Here is a 20,598-nt window from a genome sequence, read left to right as displayed (position 1 = left end):
CGCGGCATGGCCACGCCCACCCGCACTTCCGGGCCAACGCCCAGGCGCACCAGGTGGTGGGCCAGGCGGTTGGCGCGGGCGTTGAGCTGGCGGTAGTCCAGTTGCTCGCTGCCCCAGATCGCCGCCAGCGCCTCGGGCGTGCGGCGCACCTGGGCCTCGATCAGCCCGTGGATGCTCTGTTCGCGGTCGAAGGCCAGGGCGTTGGCGTTCCACTGCTGCTCGATGCGCTCGCGTTCGCTGGCTTCAAGCATCGGCAGTTCACCGACCTGGCCGGTCGGTTGCGCGACGATCGCCTGCAGCAGGTTCAGCCAGTGCCGCGACAGGCGCTCGATGGTGTCGGCGCCGAACAGGTCGGTGGCGTAGGTCCAGGTCGCCGACAGCGCGGCACCGGACTCGAAAGTGTTGAGGGTCAGGTCGAACTGGGCGGTGTGGCTGTCCCAGGCCAGGGGCTCGACCTGCAAGCCAGGCACCTGGGCCATGGCGTGTTCGCCGCCGCGCTCGCCCTGGTGGTTGAACATCACCTGGAACAGCGGGCTGTGGCTCAGGCTGCGCTCGGGGTGCAAGGCCTCGACCAGTTGCTCGAACGGCAGGTCCTGGTGGGCCTGGGCGTCCAGCGCGGTCTGGCGCACCTGTTCCAGCAGCGCGCTGAAGGCCATGTCGGGTTCGATGGCGGCGCGCAGCACCTGGGTGTTGACGAAGAAGCCGATCAGGCGCTCGGTCTCCAGGCGGTTGCGGTTGGCCACGGGCACGCCGACGCGGATGTCGCCCTGCCCGCTGTAGCGGTGCAGCAACACCTGGTACGAGGCCAGCAACAGCATGAACGGCGTGACCCGCAGGCGCTGCGCCAGTTGCTGCAGGTCGGCGGCCAGGGCCGCCGGCAGCTCCAGCGACAACTGGGCGCCGCGCAACGACTGCTCGGCCGGGCGAGGGTGATCGGTGGGCAGTTGCAGGAACTGCTCGCCGGCCAGTTGCGTGGTCCAGTACGCCAGCTGCCGGTCACGTTCGCCGGCAGCCATCCACTGGCGCTGCCAGAGTGCGTAGTCGGCGTACTGCACCGGCAGCGCTTGCAGCTGCGGCGCCGCGCCGCGCTGGAAGGCGGCGTAGCACTGCACCAGTTCCTCGACCAGCACCTGCATCGACCAGCCATCGGAAACGATGTGGTGCTGGGTGACGATCAGCACGTGCTCCTGCGCCGCCACCTGCAACAGACGCACACGCAGCAGCGGGCCGTGTTGCAGGTCGAACAGGCGCTCGGCCTCGGCCTGCACCTGGGCGGCCAGTGCCGCCTCATCAAGGCCCTCGAGGTGCTCGATGTGCAGTGCCAGGCGCCCCTCGCCCGCCACCTGCTGCCAAGTGCCGTGCGGGTCCTGGGTGAAGGTGGTGCGCAGCGACTCGTGGCGCTGCACCAGGTACTCGAAACTGCGTTGCAGCGCAGGCACATCCAGCTCACCGCGCAGGCGCAAGGCGCTGGGAATGTTGTAGGCGCTGCTTTGCGGGTCGAGCTGCCAGAGGAACCACTGGCGCTCCTGGGCAAACGACAGCGGCGTGCGCGCCTCGCGCGCCACCGGCAGCAACGCAGGTTCCGCCGAGGTGCCGGCGGGTGCCAGCGCCGCGACGAAGGCTTCAAGGGTGGCGTGCTCGAACAGCGTGCGCAGCGCCACCTGCAAGCCCAGGCCATGGCGCAGGCGCGACACCACCTGGGTGGCCAGCAACGAGTGGCCGCCGAGGCTGAAGAAATCGTCCTGCAGGCCGACGCGTTCGACCCCCAGCACCTCCTGCCAGGCTTGGGCAACCTGCTGTTGCAGCGCCGTGCGCGGTGCCTGGTAGTGCTGCTGACGCAGCGCCGGTGCCGGCAAGGCGGCGCGGTCGAGCTTGCCATTGAGGGTCAATGGCAGGCTTGCCAGGCACAGGATGTGCGCCGGCAGCATGTAGTCCGGCAGGTGCGCCTTGAGCTGCTCGCGCAGGCTGTCGGCCAGCTGCTGCTGGGCGGCAGGATCGGCGTCGAACCGCTGCGTGACCACATAGGCCACCAGCTGCTGGCCGGTGCCGGCGTCCCGGGCCAGCACGGCGGCCTCGCGTACCTCGGGCAGTTGCAGCAGCTGGCCCTCGATCTCGCCCAGCTCGATACGGAAGCCACGGATCTTGACCTGCTGGTCGATCCGGCCGACGTACTCGATCACCCCATCGGCGCGGTAACGGGCCAGGTCGCCAGTGCGGTAGAGCCGCCCGCCGGCGCCGAACAGGTCAGGCACGAAGCGCTGGGCGGTGAGGTCGCAGCGCTGGTGATAACCGCGCGCAAGGCCGGCGCCACCGATGTACAGCTCGCCGATGCAACCGGGCGCGACCGGCTCCAGTTGCCCGTCGAGCAGGTACCAGCTGAGGTCGTCGATCGGCTCGCCGATCGGGCTGCTCGCCGCCCCGTCCAGGTCCGCCGCGCTCAACGGGCGATAGGTGACATGCACGGTGGTTTCGGTGATGCCATACATGTTCACCAGGCGTGGCCCGGCGTCGGCGAAGTGCGTGAACCACGGGCGCAGGGCCTGCACCTCCAGGGCCTCGCCGCCAAAGATCACGTGGCGCAGCGCCGCCAGGTCGGCCGCCGGGCGCCCCGTGGCCACCTGCATCAACTGCTTGAACGCCGACGGCGTCTGGTTGAGCACGGTGACGCGCTCGCGCTGCAGCAGCGCATGGAAGTCTTCGGTGCTGCGGCTGGTCTCGTGCGGCACGATGACCAGGCGCCCACCGTGCATCAGGGCGCCGAAGATCTCCCAGACCGAGAAATCGAAGGCATAGGAGTGGAACAGGGTCCAGACGTCATCGGCAGCGAAACCGAACCAGCGCTCGGTGGCCGCGAACAGGCGCATGACGTTGTCGTGGGGCAACAGCACGCCCTTGGGCTGGCCGGTCGAGCCGGAGGTGTAGATCACGTAGGCCAGTTGCCCGGGCAGGCACGCCACGGCCGGCGCACCGGGGTCGCTGACCGCGGCGTCGTCCAGCGCTTCAAGCGCCAGGGTCTGCACCCCGGCGGCGACCGGCAGGCGTGCGGCCAGGTGCGGCTGGGCCAGCATCAGGCCGATGCCGCTGTCACCCATCATGTATTCCAGGCGCTGGGACGGCGCGTTGGGGTCCATGGGCACGTAGGCCGCGCCCGCCTTGAGGATGGCAACGATGGCCACGACCATCTCCAGGCTGCGCTCGGCCACCAGCCCTACCCGGGCCTCGGGGCCTGCGCCCAGTTCGACCAGCTGGTGCGCCAGCCGGTTGGCCCGGGCTTCCAGCTGGGCATAACTGAGCTGGCGACCGTCCAGGCTGACGGCAATCGCCTGCGGGTGTAGCCGGGCCTGTGCCTGGATGCGCTGGTGAATGCACTGCTCGACCGGATACTGGGCCGGCTGCGGGTTCCAGTCGCCGAGGATGACCGCGCGCTCCTGCGCCTCAAGCATCGGCAAGCTGGCCAGGCGGCTGTCGGGCGCGCCGACCATGGCGGTGAGCAGTTGCAGCCAGTGGCGCGCCATGCGCTCGACAGTGGTGCGCTCGAACAGGTCGGTGGCGTAGGTGAAGGCGGCCGAGATGGCCTGGCCGGCTTCGGCGGTGTCCAGGGTGAGGTCGAACTGCGCGGTCACGGTACGCACATCCAGGCCTTCGATGGCCAGGCCCGGCAATTGCAGCGCCGACGACGCCTCGCCACCCTGGTGGTTGTGCATCACCTGGAACAACGGGTTCACACCCGCGCTGCGCTCGGGCGCCAGGGCCTCGACCAGTTGCTCGAACGGCAGTGCCTGATGGGCCTGGCCGCCCAGCACGGCCTGGCGCACCTGTTGCAGCAGGTCGCGGAAACTGGCCTGCTCGTCGATGCTGACATCCAGCACCTGGGTGTTGACGAAGAAACCGATCAAGCCTTTGGTGTCGGGGTGCTGCCGATTGGCGACCGGCACCCCGACGCGAATGGTGCGCTGCCCGCTGTAGCGGTGCAGCAGCAGTTGGAAACTGGCCAGCAACAGCATGAACGGCGTCAGCCCCTGGGACTGGGCCAGCCCGCGCAGGGCGTGCTGCAAAGCCTCTGGCAGCTCGACCGCCAGGCGCTCGCCACGGTGGCTTGCGGCCTGCCCACGGGGGCGGTCGAGCGGCAGCTCGAGCACCGGCTGCTCGCCGCCCAGGCGCGCCGTCCAGTAGGCCAGTTGCCGCTCGCCCTCACCGGCTTCCATCCAGGCCTGCTGCCAGAGGGCATAGTCGGCATACTGGATCGACGCCGCCGGCAGGCTCGGCTGCTGGCCTGCGGCATGCGCCGAATAGGCATGCACCAGTTCCGCCACCAGCACCTGCATCGACCAGCCATCGGAGACGATATGGTGCTGGGTCATTACCAGCACATGGTCGTCCGCGGCCAGGCGCAGCAGGCTGACCCGCAGCAACGGCCCGGCCTGCAGGTCGAACAGCGCCTGGGTCTGGGCTTCGACGAACGCGCGCACCGCCTGGTCCTGCTCGGCGGGGGCATCCGCGGCCAGCGCCTGCACCGGCAGCTCGAAGCGCTGCGGCGGCGCATCGACCACCTGGCACACGCCGTCGGCAGACTCGACGAAGCGGGTGCGCAGCGACTCATGGCGGCCAACCAGCCATTGCAGGCTTTGCGCCAGCGCCGCCACATCCAGCGTACCGCGCAGGCGCAGCGCGGCGGGAATGTGGTAGGCGCTGCTGTGCGGCTCCAGTTGCCAGAGGAACCACTGGCGCTGCTGGGCATAGGACAACGGGATAACATCGATGCCATCGCGGGCCGTCGGAATGGGCAGTTGCCCCAGGCTCAGGCCCTTGCCGGCCAGCTTTTCCAGGAATGCCTTGCGCTGTGACAGCGGCAACCTGATGAATCGCTGAACCAGCGCGATGTTATCCATTACAGCCATCTCAGTTCGTCTCCAACTCGGTGAGGAAGTCATGCATATCGCTCAGATCCTGCTCCAGGTCGGTGGTCCGCAACCCTTCGAGCGCTTGGGCGTAGCCCTGCAGGTCAAGGGCCTGGAAGATCAGTTCCAATGGCACCTGTACCTGCAGTTGCGCCTGCGCCGCCGCCGTGGCCTGGGTGGCCAGCAGCGAGTGGCCGCCCAACTCGAAGAAGTTATCGTCACGCCCCAACTGGTCGACTTTCAGCACCTGGGCCCAGATCGCCGCGATGGCGATTTCCAGCTCACCCTGCGGTGCGCTGTAGGCGCGCTGCATCAGGCTTGCGTCCGGCGCGGGCAGGGCCTTGCGGTCCAGCTTGCCGTTGGGCGTCAGGGGTAGTGCGTCGAGGAAGACCAGATAGGTGGGGACCATGTAACCCGGCAGTGTCTCCTTAAGACGAACGTTGAGCTGCTCACGCAATTTAGGCTCGCCCAGCAATCGGCCTTGGGCGTCGGGCACCACGTAGCCCACCAGTTGCGGCCCGCCCACCCCTGGCCGGGCCAGCACCACCGCCTCGCGCACCGGCGCCTGGGCCTGCAGGCGCGCCTCGATTTCACCCAGCTCGATGCGGAACCCGCGGATCTTCACCTGGTGATCGACCCGCCCGAGGTAGTCGACCACGCCGTCGGCGCGCTGGCGTACCAGGTCGCCGCTGCGGTACAGGCGCGCGCCCGGCAGGCCGTAAGGGTCCGGCACGAAGCGCTCGGCGGTGAGCGCCGGGCGGTTCAGGTAACCCCGGGCAACACCGACGCCGCCCAGGTACAGCTCACCGGCAATCCCTTGTGGCAACAGCGAGGCGCTGGCGTCGAGCACGTGGGCACTGCGGTTGCCGATCCGGCTGCCGATCGGCGCATAGGCCGCGGCGCAGTGCACCTCGCGCCCGGCTTTCCAGATCAGCGGCGTGACCACGGTTTCGGTCGGCCCGTAGCCGTTGATGATGTGCTCGGGCTCGAGCACCTGCTTGACCAGCTCGAAGGAGGCCTCCGGCACCGCATCGCCACCGAAGCAGTAGATCCGCACGGGTGGCGGGTTGCCGTGCTCGCGCACATGCTCGGCCAGCTGCTGCAGGTACACCGGCGGGAACGCCGCGACGGTCACCCCGTGCCGGTGCATGGCTGCGCAGGCCTGTTCGGCGGTCCACAGCTGCGGGTCACGGATCAGCAGGCGGCCGCCATGCAGCAGGCAGGTCAGCCAGCGCTCATGGGCGCCGTCGAAGGCAAACGACATGAAGTGCAGCTCGCAGTCGCGCTCGCTCATCGCATAGCGCTGGCCAATCGCCAGGCAGTGCATCGCCAGGGCGCCGTGGGCCACGGCAACGCCTTTGGGCTGGCCGGTGGAGCCCGAGGTGTAGATCACGTAGGCCAGGCCATGGGCCGCAACGCTACGCTGCGGTGCACTGGCCGGTTGCTGAGCAAGCGCCAGTTGGTCAATGCACAGGGTGGCGGCCTGCTCCGGCACCGGCAAGCGCGGCACCAACTGCGAGTGGGTCAGCAGCAGCGCCATGCCCGAGTCGCGCATCAGGTAGGCCAGGCGCTCCTCGGGGTACTCCGGGTCCAACGGCACATAGGCCGCGCCGGCCTTGAGCACCGCCAGCAAGGCCACCAGCATCTGCGGGCCGCGCTCCAGGGCCACGCCAACCAGCGACTCGGCCGCCATGCCCGCGTCGATCAGGGCGTGGGCCAGCTGGTTGGCCTGGCAGTCGAGCTGGGCATAGCTCAGCTGCTGCTCGGCGAACAGCACCGCCGGGGCATCCGGCGTGCGCCGTGCCTGGGCCTCGAACAGCTGGTGCACGGCATGCGGGGTATCGAAGCGCGCATCGACCGCGTTCCACTCATCCACCAGCACGCGGCGCTCGTCGTCAGTGACCAGCTCCAGGGCACCCAGCGCCTGCTGCGCAGGTGCCGCGAGCATCTGTTCGAGGACCTGGCGCAGGTGCCTGCCAAGCCGCTGCACGTGCTCGTCGGCGAAGGCTTCGCGCAGGTAGCTGTAGTGGATCTGCAGGGTCTGCTCGAGGCCGATGGCCAGGGTCAATGGGTAGTTGGTCCGTTCGAAGCTGTCGATCGCACCGAAGCCCAGCGCCGGCACCTCGGCCTGGCGCAGGGCCTCGGCCACCGGGTAGTTCTCGAACACCACCAGGGTGTCGAACAGCGCTTCGCCTGCCTGCCCGGCCCAGCGCTGGATGTCGTACAGCGCGGTGTGTTCGTGCTCGCGCAGGGCCAGGTTGTGCTGTTGCAGCTCGCCCAGCCACTGGCCCAGCGGCTGCTCGTCACGCACCTGGGCGACCACCGGCAGGGTGTTGATGAACAGGCCGACCTGCTGCTCGATGCCCGGGATCTGCGCTGGGCGCCCGGACACCGTGGCGCCGAAGCACAGCGCCTGCTGGCCGGTGTAGCGCTGCAGCACGATCAGCCAGGCCCCTTGCAGCAGGGTATTGAGGGTGACTTTGTGGCGCCGGGCAAGTTCACCCAGGCGGCCGGTGAAGCCGGCGTCGAACTGCTGGTAGTGGTCACCGAAGCCCGCGCCCGGTTCGGCTGGCCGAGGCGCAAGGGCATGGGCCAGGCGCGTCGGCGCCTCGAGCTGGGCCAGCTGCTCAGTCCAGAAACGCTGGCTGAGCGCGCTGTCCTGGGCCTGCAACCAGGCCAGGTAGTCGCGGTAACGGCCAACATGCCCCACTTCGCGCCGCCCGGCATAGCGCTGCAGGACCTCGCCGAGCAGCTGCGAGTTGCTCCAGCCATCGAGCAGGATGTGGTGGTGGGTGTAGATCAGGTGGTGGCGCCCTTCGCCGGTGCGCACCAGCAACAGGCGCAGCAACGGCGCCTGGTCGAGGGCGAAGCCACGCTCCAGCTCGCTGGCCGCCAGGGCATCCAGCGAGGCCGCCAGGTCACCTTCGGCGCGCCAGTCAAGCTCGCTGTACGGCACCTCGAGGTGCTTGTGCACCAGTTGCAGCGGGCGCTCGGCATCGCCTTGCCAGAGGAACACGCAGCGCAGGCTGTCATGGGCATCCAGCGCCTGTTGCCAGGCGTCACGGAAGCGCACGCTGTCGAGCCCGTCGATGTCCACGCGCATCTGGTTGACGTAGTCGCTGGCCTGCTGCTGGTACAGGCTGAGGAACAGCATGCCCTGCTGCATCGGCGACAGCGGCACCAGGTCCTCGATCTGCCGTGCCGGGACGGGCAAGGCGTCGAGCTGCGCCTGGGTCAGTGGGTACAGCGGGAAGTCCGATGGCGTGGCACCGCCGTGTTCGGCCTCGCAGCAATGGGCGATCAGCGCCTGCAACTGCTCGCGGTAGTCGTCGGCCAACGCCTGCAGGGTGGCGGCATCGAACATCTGCGCGCTGTAGGTCCAGCTCAGGTCGAGCTCGCCATCGAACACCTGGCCGTTGATGCCCAGCCAGTTGGCCAGCGGCGCCTGGGCGCTCTGCTCGGCGCCCGCCGCTTCGCCGCTGGGGCTGAACAACGCCCCCTGCCCGGCCTCGAAGCTGGCGTCGAACTGGCCCAGGTAGTTGAAGGTCACGCGCGCTACCGGCAGTGCCTGCAGGCGCTGGCGCACCGCGGCTTGCCCCAGGTAGCGCAGCGCACCGAAGCCCAGGCCCTTGTCCGGCACTGCGCGCAGTTGCTCCTTGATCTGCTTGAGCGCTGCATCCAGGGCCGGCAGCGGGGTCAGGCGTACCGGGAAGACACTGGTGAACCAGCCGACGCTGCGGGTCAGGTCGATGCTGTCGAACAGGTCTTCGCGGCCATGGCCCTCCAGTTCGATCAGCACGCTGTCCTGGCCGCTCCAGCGGCACAGGGTCCGGGCCAGGGCGGTCAGCAACAGGTCGTTGACCTGGGTGCGGTAGGCCGCCGGGGCTTCCTGCAGCAGGCGTTGGGTCCAACGCTTGTCCAGGCGGGTATGCACCGTCGCGGCATGGGCGTTGTGCAGTGCCGCGTCGGGGTTGGCACAGGGCAGCTCGGGTGCACCCTGCAGGCTGCGCTCCCAGTAGGCGAGTTCCTCTTCGCTTCCCTGGGCATGGCGTTGCAGCTGCTGCGCCCAGTCGCGTTGCGAGCTGGTCTTGCCCGGCAGTGCCAGCGGCAGGCCGCTGCTCAGTTGTTCATAGGCTTGTTGCAGGTCCTCGAACAGGATCCGCCACGACACGCCGTCCACCGCCAGGTGGTGGATCACCAGCAGCAGGCGCTGGCTGCCATCGGCCAGGGTCGCCAGCAGCGCCCGCAACAGTGGCCCATCACCCAGCACCAGGCTGCGCTGGGCCGCCTCGGCCTCGGCTTGCAGCTCACCGGCGTCGGCCAGCGTGCGCTGCCACAGCAGCGGCTGCACCTCGCCCACGGCGCGGTAGCTGGCCTGCCAGCCGGCCTCGGTTTCGGCAAAACCCAGGCGCAGGCCGTCGTGGTGCGCCACCAGCGCCTGCAGCGCCTGCTCCAGGTAACCGGCGTGCAGCGCCGCCGCCGGCTTGAGCAGCACCGACTGGTTCCAGTGGTGGCGCTCGGGGATCGCCGTGGCGAAGAACGCATGCTGGATCGGCAGCAACGGCGTGGCGCCGCTCAGCGGGCCCTGTTCGATCACCTGGCCGCCCTCACCCTGCTCGGCCACCGTTGCCAGCCCCTGCACCGTCTGGTGCTGGAACAGCGCCTTGGGCGTGAAGCGGATGCCCGCCTGGCGGGCGCGGCTGACCACCTGGATCGAGATGATCGAGTCGCCGCCCAATTCGAAGAAGTTGTCGGTCACGCCAATCGGCGCCACCTTCAGCACCTCTTCCCAGATCGCCACCAAACGCTGCTCCAGCGCGTTGCGCGGCGCCACCTGGCGGCTCGGCGCCATGGCCTGCGGCTGTGGCAGGGCCTTGCGGTCGAGCTTGCCGTTGGGGGTCAGCGGCAGGTGCTCGAGGAACAACCAGTGGGTCGGCACCATGTAGTCCGGCAGCGCCTGCATCAGCCAGGCCTTGAGCGGCTCGGCGTCTGGCACGGACGGCGCAACCACGTAGCCCACCAGTTGCGTACCCAGCTCACCCTGACGCGCGACCACCGCCACTTCGCTTACTTGCGGATGGCTCAGCAGACGCGCTTCGATCTCGCCCAGTTCGATACGGAAGCCGCGCACCTTGACCTGGTGGTCGATCCGCCCCAGGTACTCGATGTCGCCCCCTTCGCGGTAGCGCACCAGGTCGCCAGTGCGGTACATGCGCCCGGCGGCGAACGGGTTGGCGACGAAGCGCTCGGCGCTCAGGCCTGGACGGCGCAGGTAGCCGCGCGCCAGGCCCTCGCCGGCCAGGTAAAGCTCCCCGGCCACGCCAATCGGCACCGCCTGCAGATGGGCATCCAGCACATACGCCGCCGTGCCTGGCAGTGGCCGGCCGATACTGGCGCGGCCGTGGGCCTGGCGCAGCACGCAGGTGGAATAGGTGGTGTCCTCCGAGGGCCCGTAGAGGTCATGGACCCGCTCGATACCGGGCAGGGCGTACAGCGCATCGACCAGCGACTGCTTGAGCGGCTCGCCGGCCAGGTTGATGATGCGCACCCCCGGCGGGATGGCGCCGGCCTGCAGCAGCGCAGCGATGGCCGAGGGCACGGTGTTGATCAACCGGACTTCGTCGCGCGCCGCCAGGTCGGGCAACGCCAGGGCATTGTCGGCCAGGATGAAGTACCCGCCTGCGGCCAGGGTGACGAACAGCTCCCACACCGACAGGTCGAAGCAGATCGAGGTCGAGGCCAGTACCCCCTGCAGGTCTTCCTGGCTGTACAGCGCGCGGGCCCAGCGCACCAGCGCCACGGCGTTGGCGTGGGTGATCGCCACGCCCTTGGGCAGGCCGGTCGAGCCTGAGGTATAGATCACGTAGGCCAGGTTGTCGGCGTGCGCGAGCGGGGCCGGCGGATGGTCGGGCTGGGCGCCCAGCAACGGGTCGTCATCGAGCAGCAGCAACTGCTGGCCGTCGCTGATGACCGCGGCCAGCAACGGGGCCTGGTCGGCCTGGGTCAACAGCAGGTGGGCCTGGCTGTCACCGAGCATGTGCGCCAGGCGCTCACGCGGGTAGGCCAGGTCCAGCGGTACGTAGGCGCCGCCGGCCTTGAGCACCGCCAGCAGGGCCACCACCAGCTCGGCGCTGCGCGGCAGTGCCACGCCCACCCGCACTTCCGGGCCGACACCCAGCGCGCGCAAACGGTGCGCCAGGCGGTTGGCCTGCTGGTCGAGCTGGCGGTAGCTGAGCCGGCGCTCGCCGCAGACCATCGCCAGGGCATCGGGGGTGTCGAGCACCTGGGCCTGGATCAGGGTATCCAGGCTGTCATGGGCGGCCGGTGCCAGCGGCGCGGCGTTCCAGGCCTGCAGGATGCAGTGCTGCTCGGCGTCATCCAGCAACGGCAGGTGCGCCACCGGGCACTGTGGGTTGGCCAGGGTGGCCTGCAACAGCTGTTGCCAGTGCGCGGCCAGGCGCTCGATGGTGCGGGGTTCGAACAGGTCGCTGGCATAGGTCAGCGACACTTCGATACGCCCGTCCACTTCGGTGGTGTCCAGGCTCAGGTCGAACTGCGAGGTGGCACTGTCCCAGGCCACTGGCGCGATGCTCAGCGCATCCAGGCGGGTGGTCGTGGCCTTGGCGACCTGGTGGTTGTGCATGACCTGGAACAGCGGGCTGTAGCTCAGGCTGCGCTGTGGCTGCAGGGCATCGACCAGTTGTTCGAACGGCAGGTCCTGGTTGGCCTGGGCGCCGAGCACGGCCTGGCGCACCTGTTGCAGCAACTGGTCGAAGCCCGCCTCGCCCGCCACCTGGGCACGCAGCACCTGGGTGTTGACGAAGAAGCCGATCATCGCTTCGGTTTCGGCGCGGGTGCGGTTGGCCACCGGCACCCCGACACGGATGTCGGCCTGGCCGCTGTAGCGGTGCAGCAAGGCCTGGAACGAGGCCAGCAGGTAGACGAACAGCGTCACCCCCTGGGCGCCGGCCTGGGCCCGCAGCGCGCTGACCAGTGGCTCGGCCAGGCACAGGTCGAGCCGCGCGCCGCGCTGGCTTTGCTCTGCCGGGCGCGGGCGGTCGAACGGCAGCTCCAGCACCGGCTGTTCGTCGCCCAGTTGCCCACGCCAGTAGTCCAGCTGGCGCGCCGCCTCACCGGCTTGCAGCCATTGGCGCTGCCAGTGGGCGTAGTCGGCGTACTGCAGCGCCTGCGCTGCCGGTTCGACACGGTCGCCGCGGCAATGGGCCAGGTAGAGCGCCTGCCACTGCTCGACCAACAGCTGCATCGACCAGCCGTCGGAGATGATGTGGTGCTGGGTGATGACCAGGACGTGCTCGGACGCGCCCAACTCCAGTACCCGTACCCGCAGCAAGGGGCCTTGCAGCAGGTCGAAGGGGCGGCGGATCTCGGCCTGAACCTCGGCCTGCACGTGCTGCGCCCCGGCATTGCCGGCCAGGGTCTGGTAGGTGATGTCCACGCGCCCGGTCGGTTCGATCAACTGGCGCACCTGCCCCGCCTGTTCGACGAAGCGCGTGCGCAGCGACTCATGCCGTGCCAGCAGGTCATCGACGCTACGGGCCAGGGCCTGGCGATCCAGCGGGCCCTGCAGGTGCAAGGCTGCGGGGATGTGATACGAGGCGCTGTCTGGCTCCAGCTGCCAGAGGAACCACTGGCGCTCCTGGGCATAGGACAAGGCCATGGGCTCGCCACGCTCGAGGGCCACCAGCGCCGGGCCGTGGTCCGCGCCCAGGGCCTCGCAGGCCGCGGCGAAGGCTTCCAGCACGGGGGCCTGGAACAGCACGCGCAGGGGTACTTCGCGCTGCAGTTGCTGGCGGATGCGCACCACCACCTGCATGGCCAGCAACGAGTGGCCGCCACGGTCGAAGAAGTGGTCGGCCAGGCCCACCTGGTCGAGCTCCAGCACCTGCGCCCAGATGCCTGCCAGTTCGGCTTGCAAGGCGGTGCGTGGGGCAACGAAGCGCGGCGCGCTGTCGGCCAGTTGCGGCAGCGGCAGCGCGGCGCGGTCGAGTTTGCCGTTGTTGTTCAGTGGCAGCGCCGCGAGCAGGACGATATGCGCCGGCACCATGAACTCGGGCAGCGACTCGCGCAGGGCCGCCTTGAGCGCGGTAATGAAGCCCTGCTGCGCGGTGCCCGCCAGTTGGCCACTGTCGCCGGGGACGACAAAGGCCACCAGTTGCGCGCCACCGGCCAACGGCTGGGCGATCAACGCGGCGGCGCGCACGCCCGGGTGGGCTTGCAGGCACGCCTCGATTTCGCCCATCTCGATGCGCATGCCGCGAATCTTCACCTGGTGATCGATACGGCCGACGTATTCGAGCAGCCCTTCGCGGCTGTAGCAGGCCAGGTCGCCACTGCGGTACAGCCGCGCCCCCGGCTCGCGGGCGAACGGATCGGGCAGGAAGCGCTCGGCGGTCAGGCCCGGGCGCTGCACGTATTGCTGGGCCAGGCAGGCCGAAGCGGCAATGCACAGTTCACCGACCGCCTCGCCTGGCAGCAGTTCGCCGGCGGCATCCAGCACATACAGTGAACGGCCGGCGATCGCCCGGCCAATAGGCACGCCATGCACCTCGCGGGCATCCTCCGGGCGGCACAGGTGCACGCTGGAGACCACGGTGGCCTCGGTCGGGCCATAGGTGTTGACCAGGCGCACGTGGCCAAGGCCGGCTTCGTGCCACAGCCGCACGCCCTCCACCGCCATCGCTTCGCCGCCGACATGCACCTGGCGCAGGCGCCCCAGGCCACGGCCGGGCTGGCCGGCGCAATCCTTGGCCAACAAGTACCAATAAGCCGCCGGCAGGTCGGCCAGGGTCACTTCATCGTTGATCAGGTGCTCGGCCAGTTGCTGGACATCCCACAACTGCTCGCCGCGCATCACCAGCGCCGCGCCGCAGGCCAGCGGCGGGTAGCACTGCTCGACGAAGCCGTCGAAGCTGAAGGTGGCGAACTGCAGCACCCGGTCGGCGGCAGTCAGGCACGAATACTGCGCGCCGCTCTGGCAGAACTCGCGCAGGGCATGGTGATCGATCGCCACGCCCTTGGGGCGCCCGGTGGAGCCGGAGGTGTAGATCACATAGGCAAGATTGCCAGCCAAGGCCCGTTGCTCAGGGTCGTGCTCGGGCAGCCCGGCCAGGGCCAGGGCTTCGAGTTGCAGGCGCGGCAGGTGCGCCGGCAGCGCCAGTTGCGCCAGCAAGCCGTCCTGGCACAGCAGCAGGTCCAGCGCGCTGTCCTCGATCATGTAGCGCAGGCGCTCGTCCGGGTAGGCCGGGTCGAGCGGCACGTAGGCCGCGCCGCTCTTGAGTACCGCCAGCAGGCTGACGATCAGCTGCGGGCTGCGGCGCAGCGCCAGCCCCACGCGCTTGCCGGGGCCGATGCCGTGGCCGATCAGCAGGTGCGCCAGCTGGTTGGCCTGGCCATTGAGCTGGGCATAGCTGAGGGCCTGGCCGTCGCACAGCACCGCCAGGGCCTGAGGGGTGCGCGCAGCCTGCTCGGCAATGCGCTGGTGCACCAGCGGCTCGCCGCCAAGGTCAAGCGCCTCGCCCTGGCTGTGGGCCAGCACGTGCTGGCGGGCGCGCGCGTCGAGCAGCGCAAGGCTGCCGATGACCGCCGTGGGCTGCTCGACCATCTGCGCCAGCAAATGGCACAGGCTGTCGCACAGCTGGCGGACCTGCGCGGCGTCGAAGTGGGCCAGGTCATAGCCGAACTCCAGGCTCAGCCGCTCGCCAAGCTCCACGCCCAGGGTCAAGGGGTAGTGGGTCCGCTCATGGTTGCGCAGCGCGCCAACCGCCAGGCCTGCGGGTGCGCCGTCGCGCAGGGCTTGGGCCACCGGGAAGTTCTCGAACACCAGCAGGGTGTCGAACAGCGCGGTGCCTTGCTGGCCAGCCCAGCCCTGGATGTCGTACAGCGGCACGTGCTCGAATTCGCGCAGGCCCAGGTTGAACGCCTGCAGTGCGTCCAGGTACTGCGCCACCGATTGGTCCGGGGTGGCGCTGGAGACGATCGGCAAGGTGTTGATGAACAGCCCCAGCTGCTCTTCGATACCCGGCAACGGTGCGCAGCGACCGCTGACCGTGGCGCCGAAGGCGACGCAGGTTTGCCCGGTGAGGCGCTGCAGCAGCAAGCCCCAGGCGGCCTGGAACAGGGTGTTGAGGGTGACCTTGCGCTGCCTGGCAAACTGCCCGAGGCGCTCGGCGAAGGCGCTGTCCAGCACCTGGAGATGCTCGGCACTGCCCTGCCCCTGCACCCTTCGCAGGCTCGATGCCAGCAGCGTGGGCGCCTGCAGCGGCGCCAGCGCGGCCTGCCAGAACCCTTTGCCGGCATCCACCGGCTGGGCCTGCAGCCAGGCCTGGTAGTCACTGAAGCGCCCCACGGCCGGGGGCAATGCCTGCCCGGCGTAGCTCTGGATGACCTGGGCCAGCAGGCTGGCATTGCTCCAGCCATCCATCAGGATGTGGTGGCTGGTGTAGATCAGGTGCCAACTGCCCTCGCCCGTGGCCACCAGGCGCAGGCGGAACAGCGGCGCCTGGCGCAGGTCGAAGCCGCGCAGGCGTTCGTCCTCGGCCAGGGCGTCGAGGTCGGCGACAGGCCCCTGCTCCACGTGCAATGGCAGTTCGAGCGTACGCTGCACCAGCAGGTGCGCCTCGCTCAGGCCCTGCCAATGGACACTGGCACGCAGGATCTCATGGCGGGCCATGGCCTGCGCCCAGGCCGCGCGGAAGCGTTCCACATCCAGCCCCTGGATATCCAGGCGCAGCTGGTTGATGTAGGCACCGGCCTCGGGCTCGTACTGGGCATGGAAGAACATGCCCTGCTGCATCGGCGACAACGGGTAGAGTTCTTCGATGGCCGGGGTGGCCACCGGCAGCGCGTCCAGGGCCGACTGGGTGATGCGCGCCAGGGCGAAGTCCGACACGGTGGCCTGGCCGGCCGGGGCCTGGCAGCAATGCGCGATCAGCAGCGCCAGCTCGTCGCAGTACGCCTGGGCCAGGGCCTCGATGGTCGCGTCATGGTACATCTGGCTGCTGTAGCCCCACTGCAGGGTCAGTTCGCCGCCATACACCTGGCTTTCCAGGGTCAGCCAGTTGGCCAGGGGCGCGTCCGGGTCCTGGGCCGCACCGCTGCGCTCGGGCGCGGGTGCCCACAGGGCCTGGGCGTCGAACTGCTGGTCGAACTGGCCGAGGTAGTTGAAGGTGATGCGCGCAGCGGCCTGGGTGGCCAGCGCCTGGCGCTGGCCGGCGTCACCGAGATGGCGCAGCAAGCCATGGCCCAGGCCCTTGCCGGGGACCGCGCGCAGCTGTTCCTTGACCGCCTTGATCGAGGCCGAATGATCGCCGGTCGCGGTGAGGCGCACCGGGAACAGTGTGGTGAACCAGCCGACCGTGCGCGACAGGTCGACGTCGTCGAACACCTCCTCGCGCCCATGGCCTTCGAGCTGCACCAGCACCGCGTCCTGGCGGGCCCAGCGCGCCACCACCCGCGCCAGCGCGGTCAGCAGCAGGTCGTTGATCTGGGTGCGGTAGGCGGCGGGTGCCACCTGCAGCAACTGGCGGGTCAGCTCGGCATCCAGGCGCCGCTCGAACGTGCGGCCGTGGCGGTTGAGGGCAGCGCCACCGGGCATGTCGCAGGGCAATTCGGCTGGCACGGCCTGCGCGCGCCAGTAGTCGATCTCGTCGGCATGCTGCGCCGCCAGCGCCGGCAGGCGCGCCGCCCAGGCTTGCCAGGCGGTGGTCTTGGCCGGCAGCGGTTGCTGCTGGTAGGCCTGTTGCAGGTCTTCGAGCAGCACACGCCAGGACACGCCGTCGACCACCAGGTGATGGATCACCAGCAGCAGGCGCTGGCTGCCATCGGGCAGTTGCGCCAACACCGCACGCAGCAGCGGGCCGGCGGCCAGGTCGAGGCTGCGTTGGGTGGCGTCGCACAAGGCGGCCAGCGCAGCGCCATCGGCCACCTGGCAGTGGCTGAACCACTCGCCCTGGCCAGCCTCGGCATGGAAGGCCTGCCAATGCCCCTGCGCCTGGTCGAAGCGCAGGCGCAGGGCATCGTGTTGGTGCACCAGTTGTGTCAGGGCCTGGGCCAGGCGCTCGCTGTCCAGTGCCTGGCGCGGAGCCAGCAGCAGCGACTGGTTCCAGTGCGCACGCACGGGCATGGCCTGCTCGAAGAACTGCTGCTGGATCGGGCTGAGCAGCGCCTCGCCCTGCACCAGCCCCTGCTCGGCCTGAACCTGCAGCACCTGCCCGGCGGCAGCGGCGAGGCTGCGCACGGTCTGGTACTGGAACAGGTCGCGCGGGCTGAACTGCAAGCCCTGGCGACGGGCGCGGCTGACCACCTGGATGGCGATGATCGAGTCGCCGCCCAGTTCGAAGAAGTTGTCGTCGATACCCACCTGCTCGGCGCCGAGCACCTCGCGCCAGACCTCGGCCAGGATGGCCTGGGTGTCATCCAGGGGTGCAACGTAGGCGCCGCGCGGGGCAGCCTCCGGTTGCGGCAGGGCCTTGCGGTCGAGCTTGCCGTTGGGGGTCAGCGGCAGGCTGGCCAATGGCATCAGGTGGGTCGGCACCATGAATTCCGGCAAGGCCTGCAGCAGCCAGTCCTTGAGCGCTTGCTGCCAGCCCTCGCCCTGCTGGTTGAGCACCAGGTAGGCGACCAGCTGCTTGCCGTCGATGGCCAGTACCACGGCCTCGCGCACGCTCGGGTGCTGGGCCAGGCGCGCTTCGATTTCGCCCAGCTCGATGCGCAGGCCGCGGATCTTCACCTGGTGGTCGAAGCGGCCGAGGTACTCGATCACCCCGTCGGCGCGCTGGCGCACGCGGTCGCCGGTGCGGTACAGGCGCTCACCCTGGCTGAACGGGTCGGCGACGAAACGCTCGGCGGTCAGGCCCGGGCGGCGGTGGTAGCCGCGGGCCAGGCCGACGCCGCCCAGGTACAGCTCACCGGACACCCCGGGCGCCACCGGCTCCAGGCCGGCGTCGAGCACGTAGGTGCGGATGTTGGCAATCGGCTGGCCGATCGGCACGCTGTCGCGGCCTTCGTCGACGCAGGTCCAGTGGGTTACGTCGATGGCCGCTTCGGTAGGGCCATAAAGGTTGTATAGCCCGGCCTGGGGCAGGCGGGCGAACACCTGCTGCTGGGCGTCCACCGGCAGCGCCTCGCCACTGCAGACGATGCGCCGCAGGCTGGTGCAGGCCTCGACGCCCGGCTCATGAATGAAAGCCTGAAGCATCGAGGGGACGAAATGCAGGGTGCTGACCTGGTGGCGCTGGATGGTCGCGATCAGCCGCGCCGGGTCGCGATGCTCACCGGGGGCCGCCACGGCCAGGCGTGCGCCGGTCATCAGCGGCCAGAAGAACTCCCACACCGAGACGTCGAAGCTGAACGGGGTTTTCTGCAATACCGTGTCGTTGCCGTCGATGGCGTAGGCCTGCTGCATCCAGCACAGGCGGTTGGTCAGTGCGGCATGGCTGTTGCCAGCGCCTTTCGGGCGGCCGGTGGAACCGGAGGTATAAATGACGTAGGCCAACTGAGCGGGGTCGACCGGCAGGTTCGGCGAGCTGGCCGGTTGCTCATCCAGCGCCAGCGCGTCGAGCGCCACGCAGCTCACCCCCGCCGGCACCGGCAGGCTGCCAAGCAACGCCTGCTGGGTCAGCAGCAGGCTGATGCCGCTGTCTTCGATCATGTAGGCCAGGCGTTCCTCGGGGTATTCCGGGTCCAGCGGCACGTAGGCGGCGCCGGCCTTGAGAATACCCAGCAGGCCCACCACCATCTCGACGCTGCGTTGCACGCTGATGCCGACCAGGCGGTCGGTGCCGGCGCCATGGGCGCGCAGGTAATGCGCCAGGCGGTTGGCGCGGGCATCGAGCTCGGCATAACTCAGGGTGCTGTCACCGAACACCAGCGCCGGCGCCGCAGGGGTGCGTTGCACCTGGTCTTCGATCAACTGGTGCACGGCGCGCTGCAACGGGTAGTCGGTGGCGGTGGCGTTCCAGGTGTTCAGCACCTGGTGCAGGCAGGCCTGGTCGAGCATCGGCAGCTGCCACAGCGCGCCGTGCGGTTGCTCGATCACGGCGCGCAGCAGGGTCTGCCAATGCCCGGCCATGCGCTCGATGGTGGCGGCGTCGAACAGGTCGCTGGCATAGGTGAAGGCGGCGTGCAGCACCCCGCCTTTTTCGTAGGTGTCCAGGCTCAGGTCGAACTGGGTGGTACGGCTGCGCCACGCCAGCGTCGACAGTTCCAGGCCCGAGGCCAGGGTCAGCGCGCCCAGGTCGGCAACCTGCGGCTGGTGGTTGTACATCACCTGGAACAACGGCGCATGGGCCAGGCTGCGCTCGACCTTGAGCGCATCGACCAGGCGCTCGAATGGCAGGTCCTGGTGGGCCTGGGCGCCGAGCACGGTCTGGCGCACCGCCTGCAGGTAGCCGAGCACGTCGCCCCGGGCATCCGGCTGCAGGCGCAGCACCTGGGTGTTGACGAACAGGCCGATCAGGCCTTCGACCTCGCTGCGGTTGCGGTTGGCCACCGGGCTGCCGATACGCAGGTCGGCCTGGCCGGTGTGGCGCTGCAGCAGCAGGCCGAAGGTGGCCAGCAGGACCATGAACGGGGTCAGGTTGTGCTGGCGGGCAAAGCCGCGCAGCTGTTCGGCCAGGGCATCGTCGACGGCGAACTCCAGGCGGCTGCCGGCAAAGCTCGGGGTGGCCGGGCGCGGATGGTCCAGCGGCAGCTCGAGCACCGGCTGCTCGTCACCCAGTTCGGCCTGCCAGTAGGCCAGCTGGCGCGCAAGCTCACCGGCCTCGAGCCAGCGGCGCTGCCACAGGGCGTAGTCGACGTACTGGATCGGCAGCGGCGCCAGCTCAGGCTGGCGACCGGCGGCCAAGGCGTCGTAGCAGCGCACGAACTCGTCGATCAGGACATTCATCGACCAGCCGTCGGACACGATGTGGTGCAGGGTCAGCAGCAGCACATGCTCCTGCGCGCCCAGCTGCAACAGGCGTGTGCGCAGCAGCGGGCCGTGGGCCAGGTCGAACGGGCGCAGCGACTCGGCCTGCGCCTCGGCCTGCACCCGTGCCTCGCGCTCATCACTGGCCAACTCACGCAGGTCGAGGCGTTCAAGCAGCACCGGCGCCGGGCGATGCAGCTGGAGCAGGCGCTCGTCCGCCTGCTCCTGGAACACCGTCGACAGGCTCTGATGGCGCTGGAGCAGCTCGGCGAACGCCTGCTCGAGCGCTGCCTGATCGAGCGCCCCCTTGAGCCTCACGGCGCCGGGCAGGTTGTAGGCACCGCCCTGACGATCCATCTGCCACAGCACCCACATGCGCTGCTGGGCATAGGACAGGGCCTGGCGATCTGGCGCTTCGACACCGGCAGGAATCGGGAACTGGGAAAAGTCGAGGCCTTCCTTGCTCAAGCGCTCCAGGAACAGCTCACGCTTGTCCTGGGGCAGCTCGATGAAACGGCGGGCCAGTTGCAGGGACTTTTCGGCATTCATCAGATTGCTTCCGTACGAGTGGGGTATCGGGCGGGGCCCGGCTATCCCTACAAAACGGATAAATCCTGCAAAAAATTACCGCCCGGCCTGGGTTTGCGGCCAATCCGCCGAACGCTGAAACATTTGCTTTCATTTACTTTGGCAGGTTTCTCATTCTCATCCGTCCTATTAAGTGCAGCCTTCACGGTTGAGCCGAGGCTCGACCGCACTTTTTACCAAGAAGAC

2 protein-coding genes are annotated in these 20,598 nt (G+C 69.3%); both read right to left on the bottom strand.

Translation table 11 applies throughout. The features are described from left to right. Positions 1-4,889, bottom strand: a 4,889-nt coding sequence (locus L6D77_RS01630) for a non-ribosomal peptide synthetase (RefSeq protein ID WP_236169945.1), incomplete at its 3' end; no start/stop codon positions are given. Between the two features lie 10 nt (positions 4,890-4,899). Next, positions 4,900-20,373, bottom strand: a complete 15,474-nt coding sequence (locus tag L6D77_RS01625; RefSeq protein WP_236169944.1) for a non-ribosomal peptide synthetase — start codon at positions 20,371-20,373, stop codon at positions 4,900-4,902. Positions 20,374-20,598: the final 225 nt, after the last annotated feature.

The organism is Pseudomonas parasichuanensis, assembly GCF_021601385.1.
Classification (GTDB): Bacteria; Pseudomonadota; Gammaproteobacteria; order Pseudomonadales; family Pseudomonadaceae; genus Aquipseudomonas; species Aquipseudomonas parasichuanensis.
The sequence above is the reverse complement of the archived record's forward strand: the minus strand, read 5'-3'. Positions and strand labels throughout refer to the sequence as shown.

Coding starts and splice junctions, on each gene's coding strand:
- L6D77_RS01625 (WP_236169944.1), bottom strand. CDS start 20,373: ATGAATGCCGAAAAGTCCCTGCAACTGGCCCGCCGTTTCATCGAGCTG.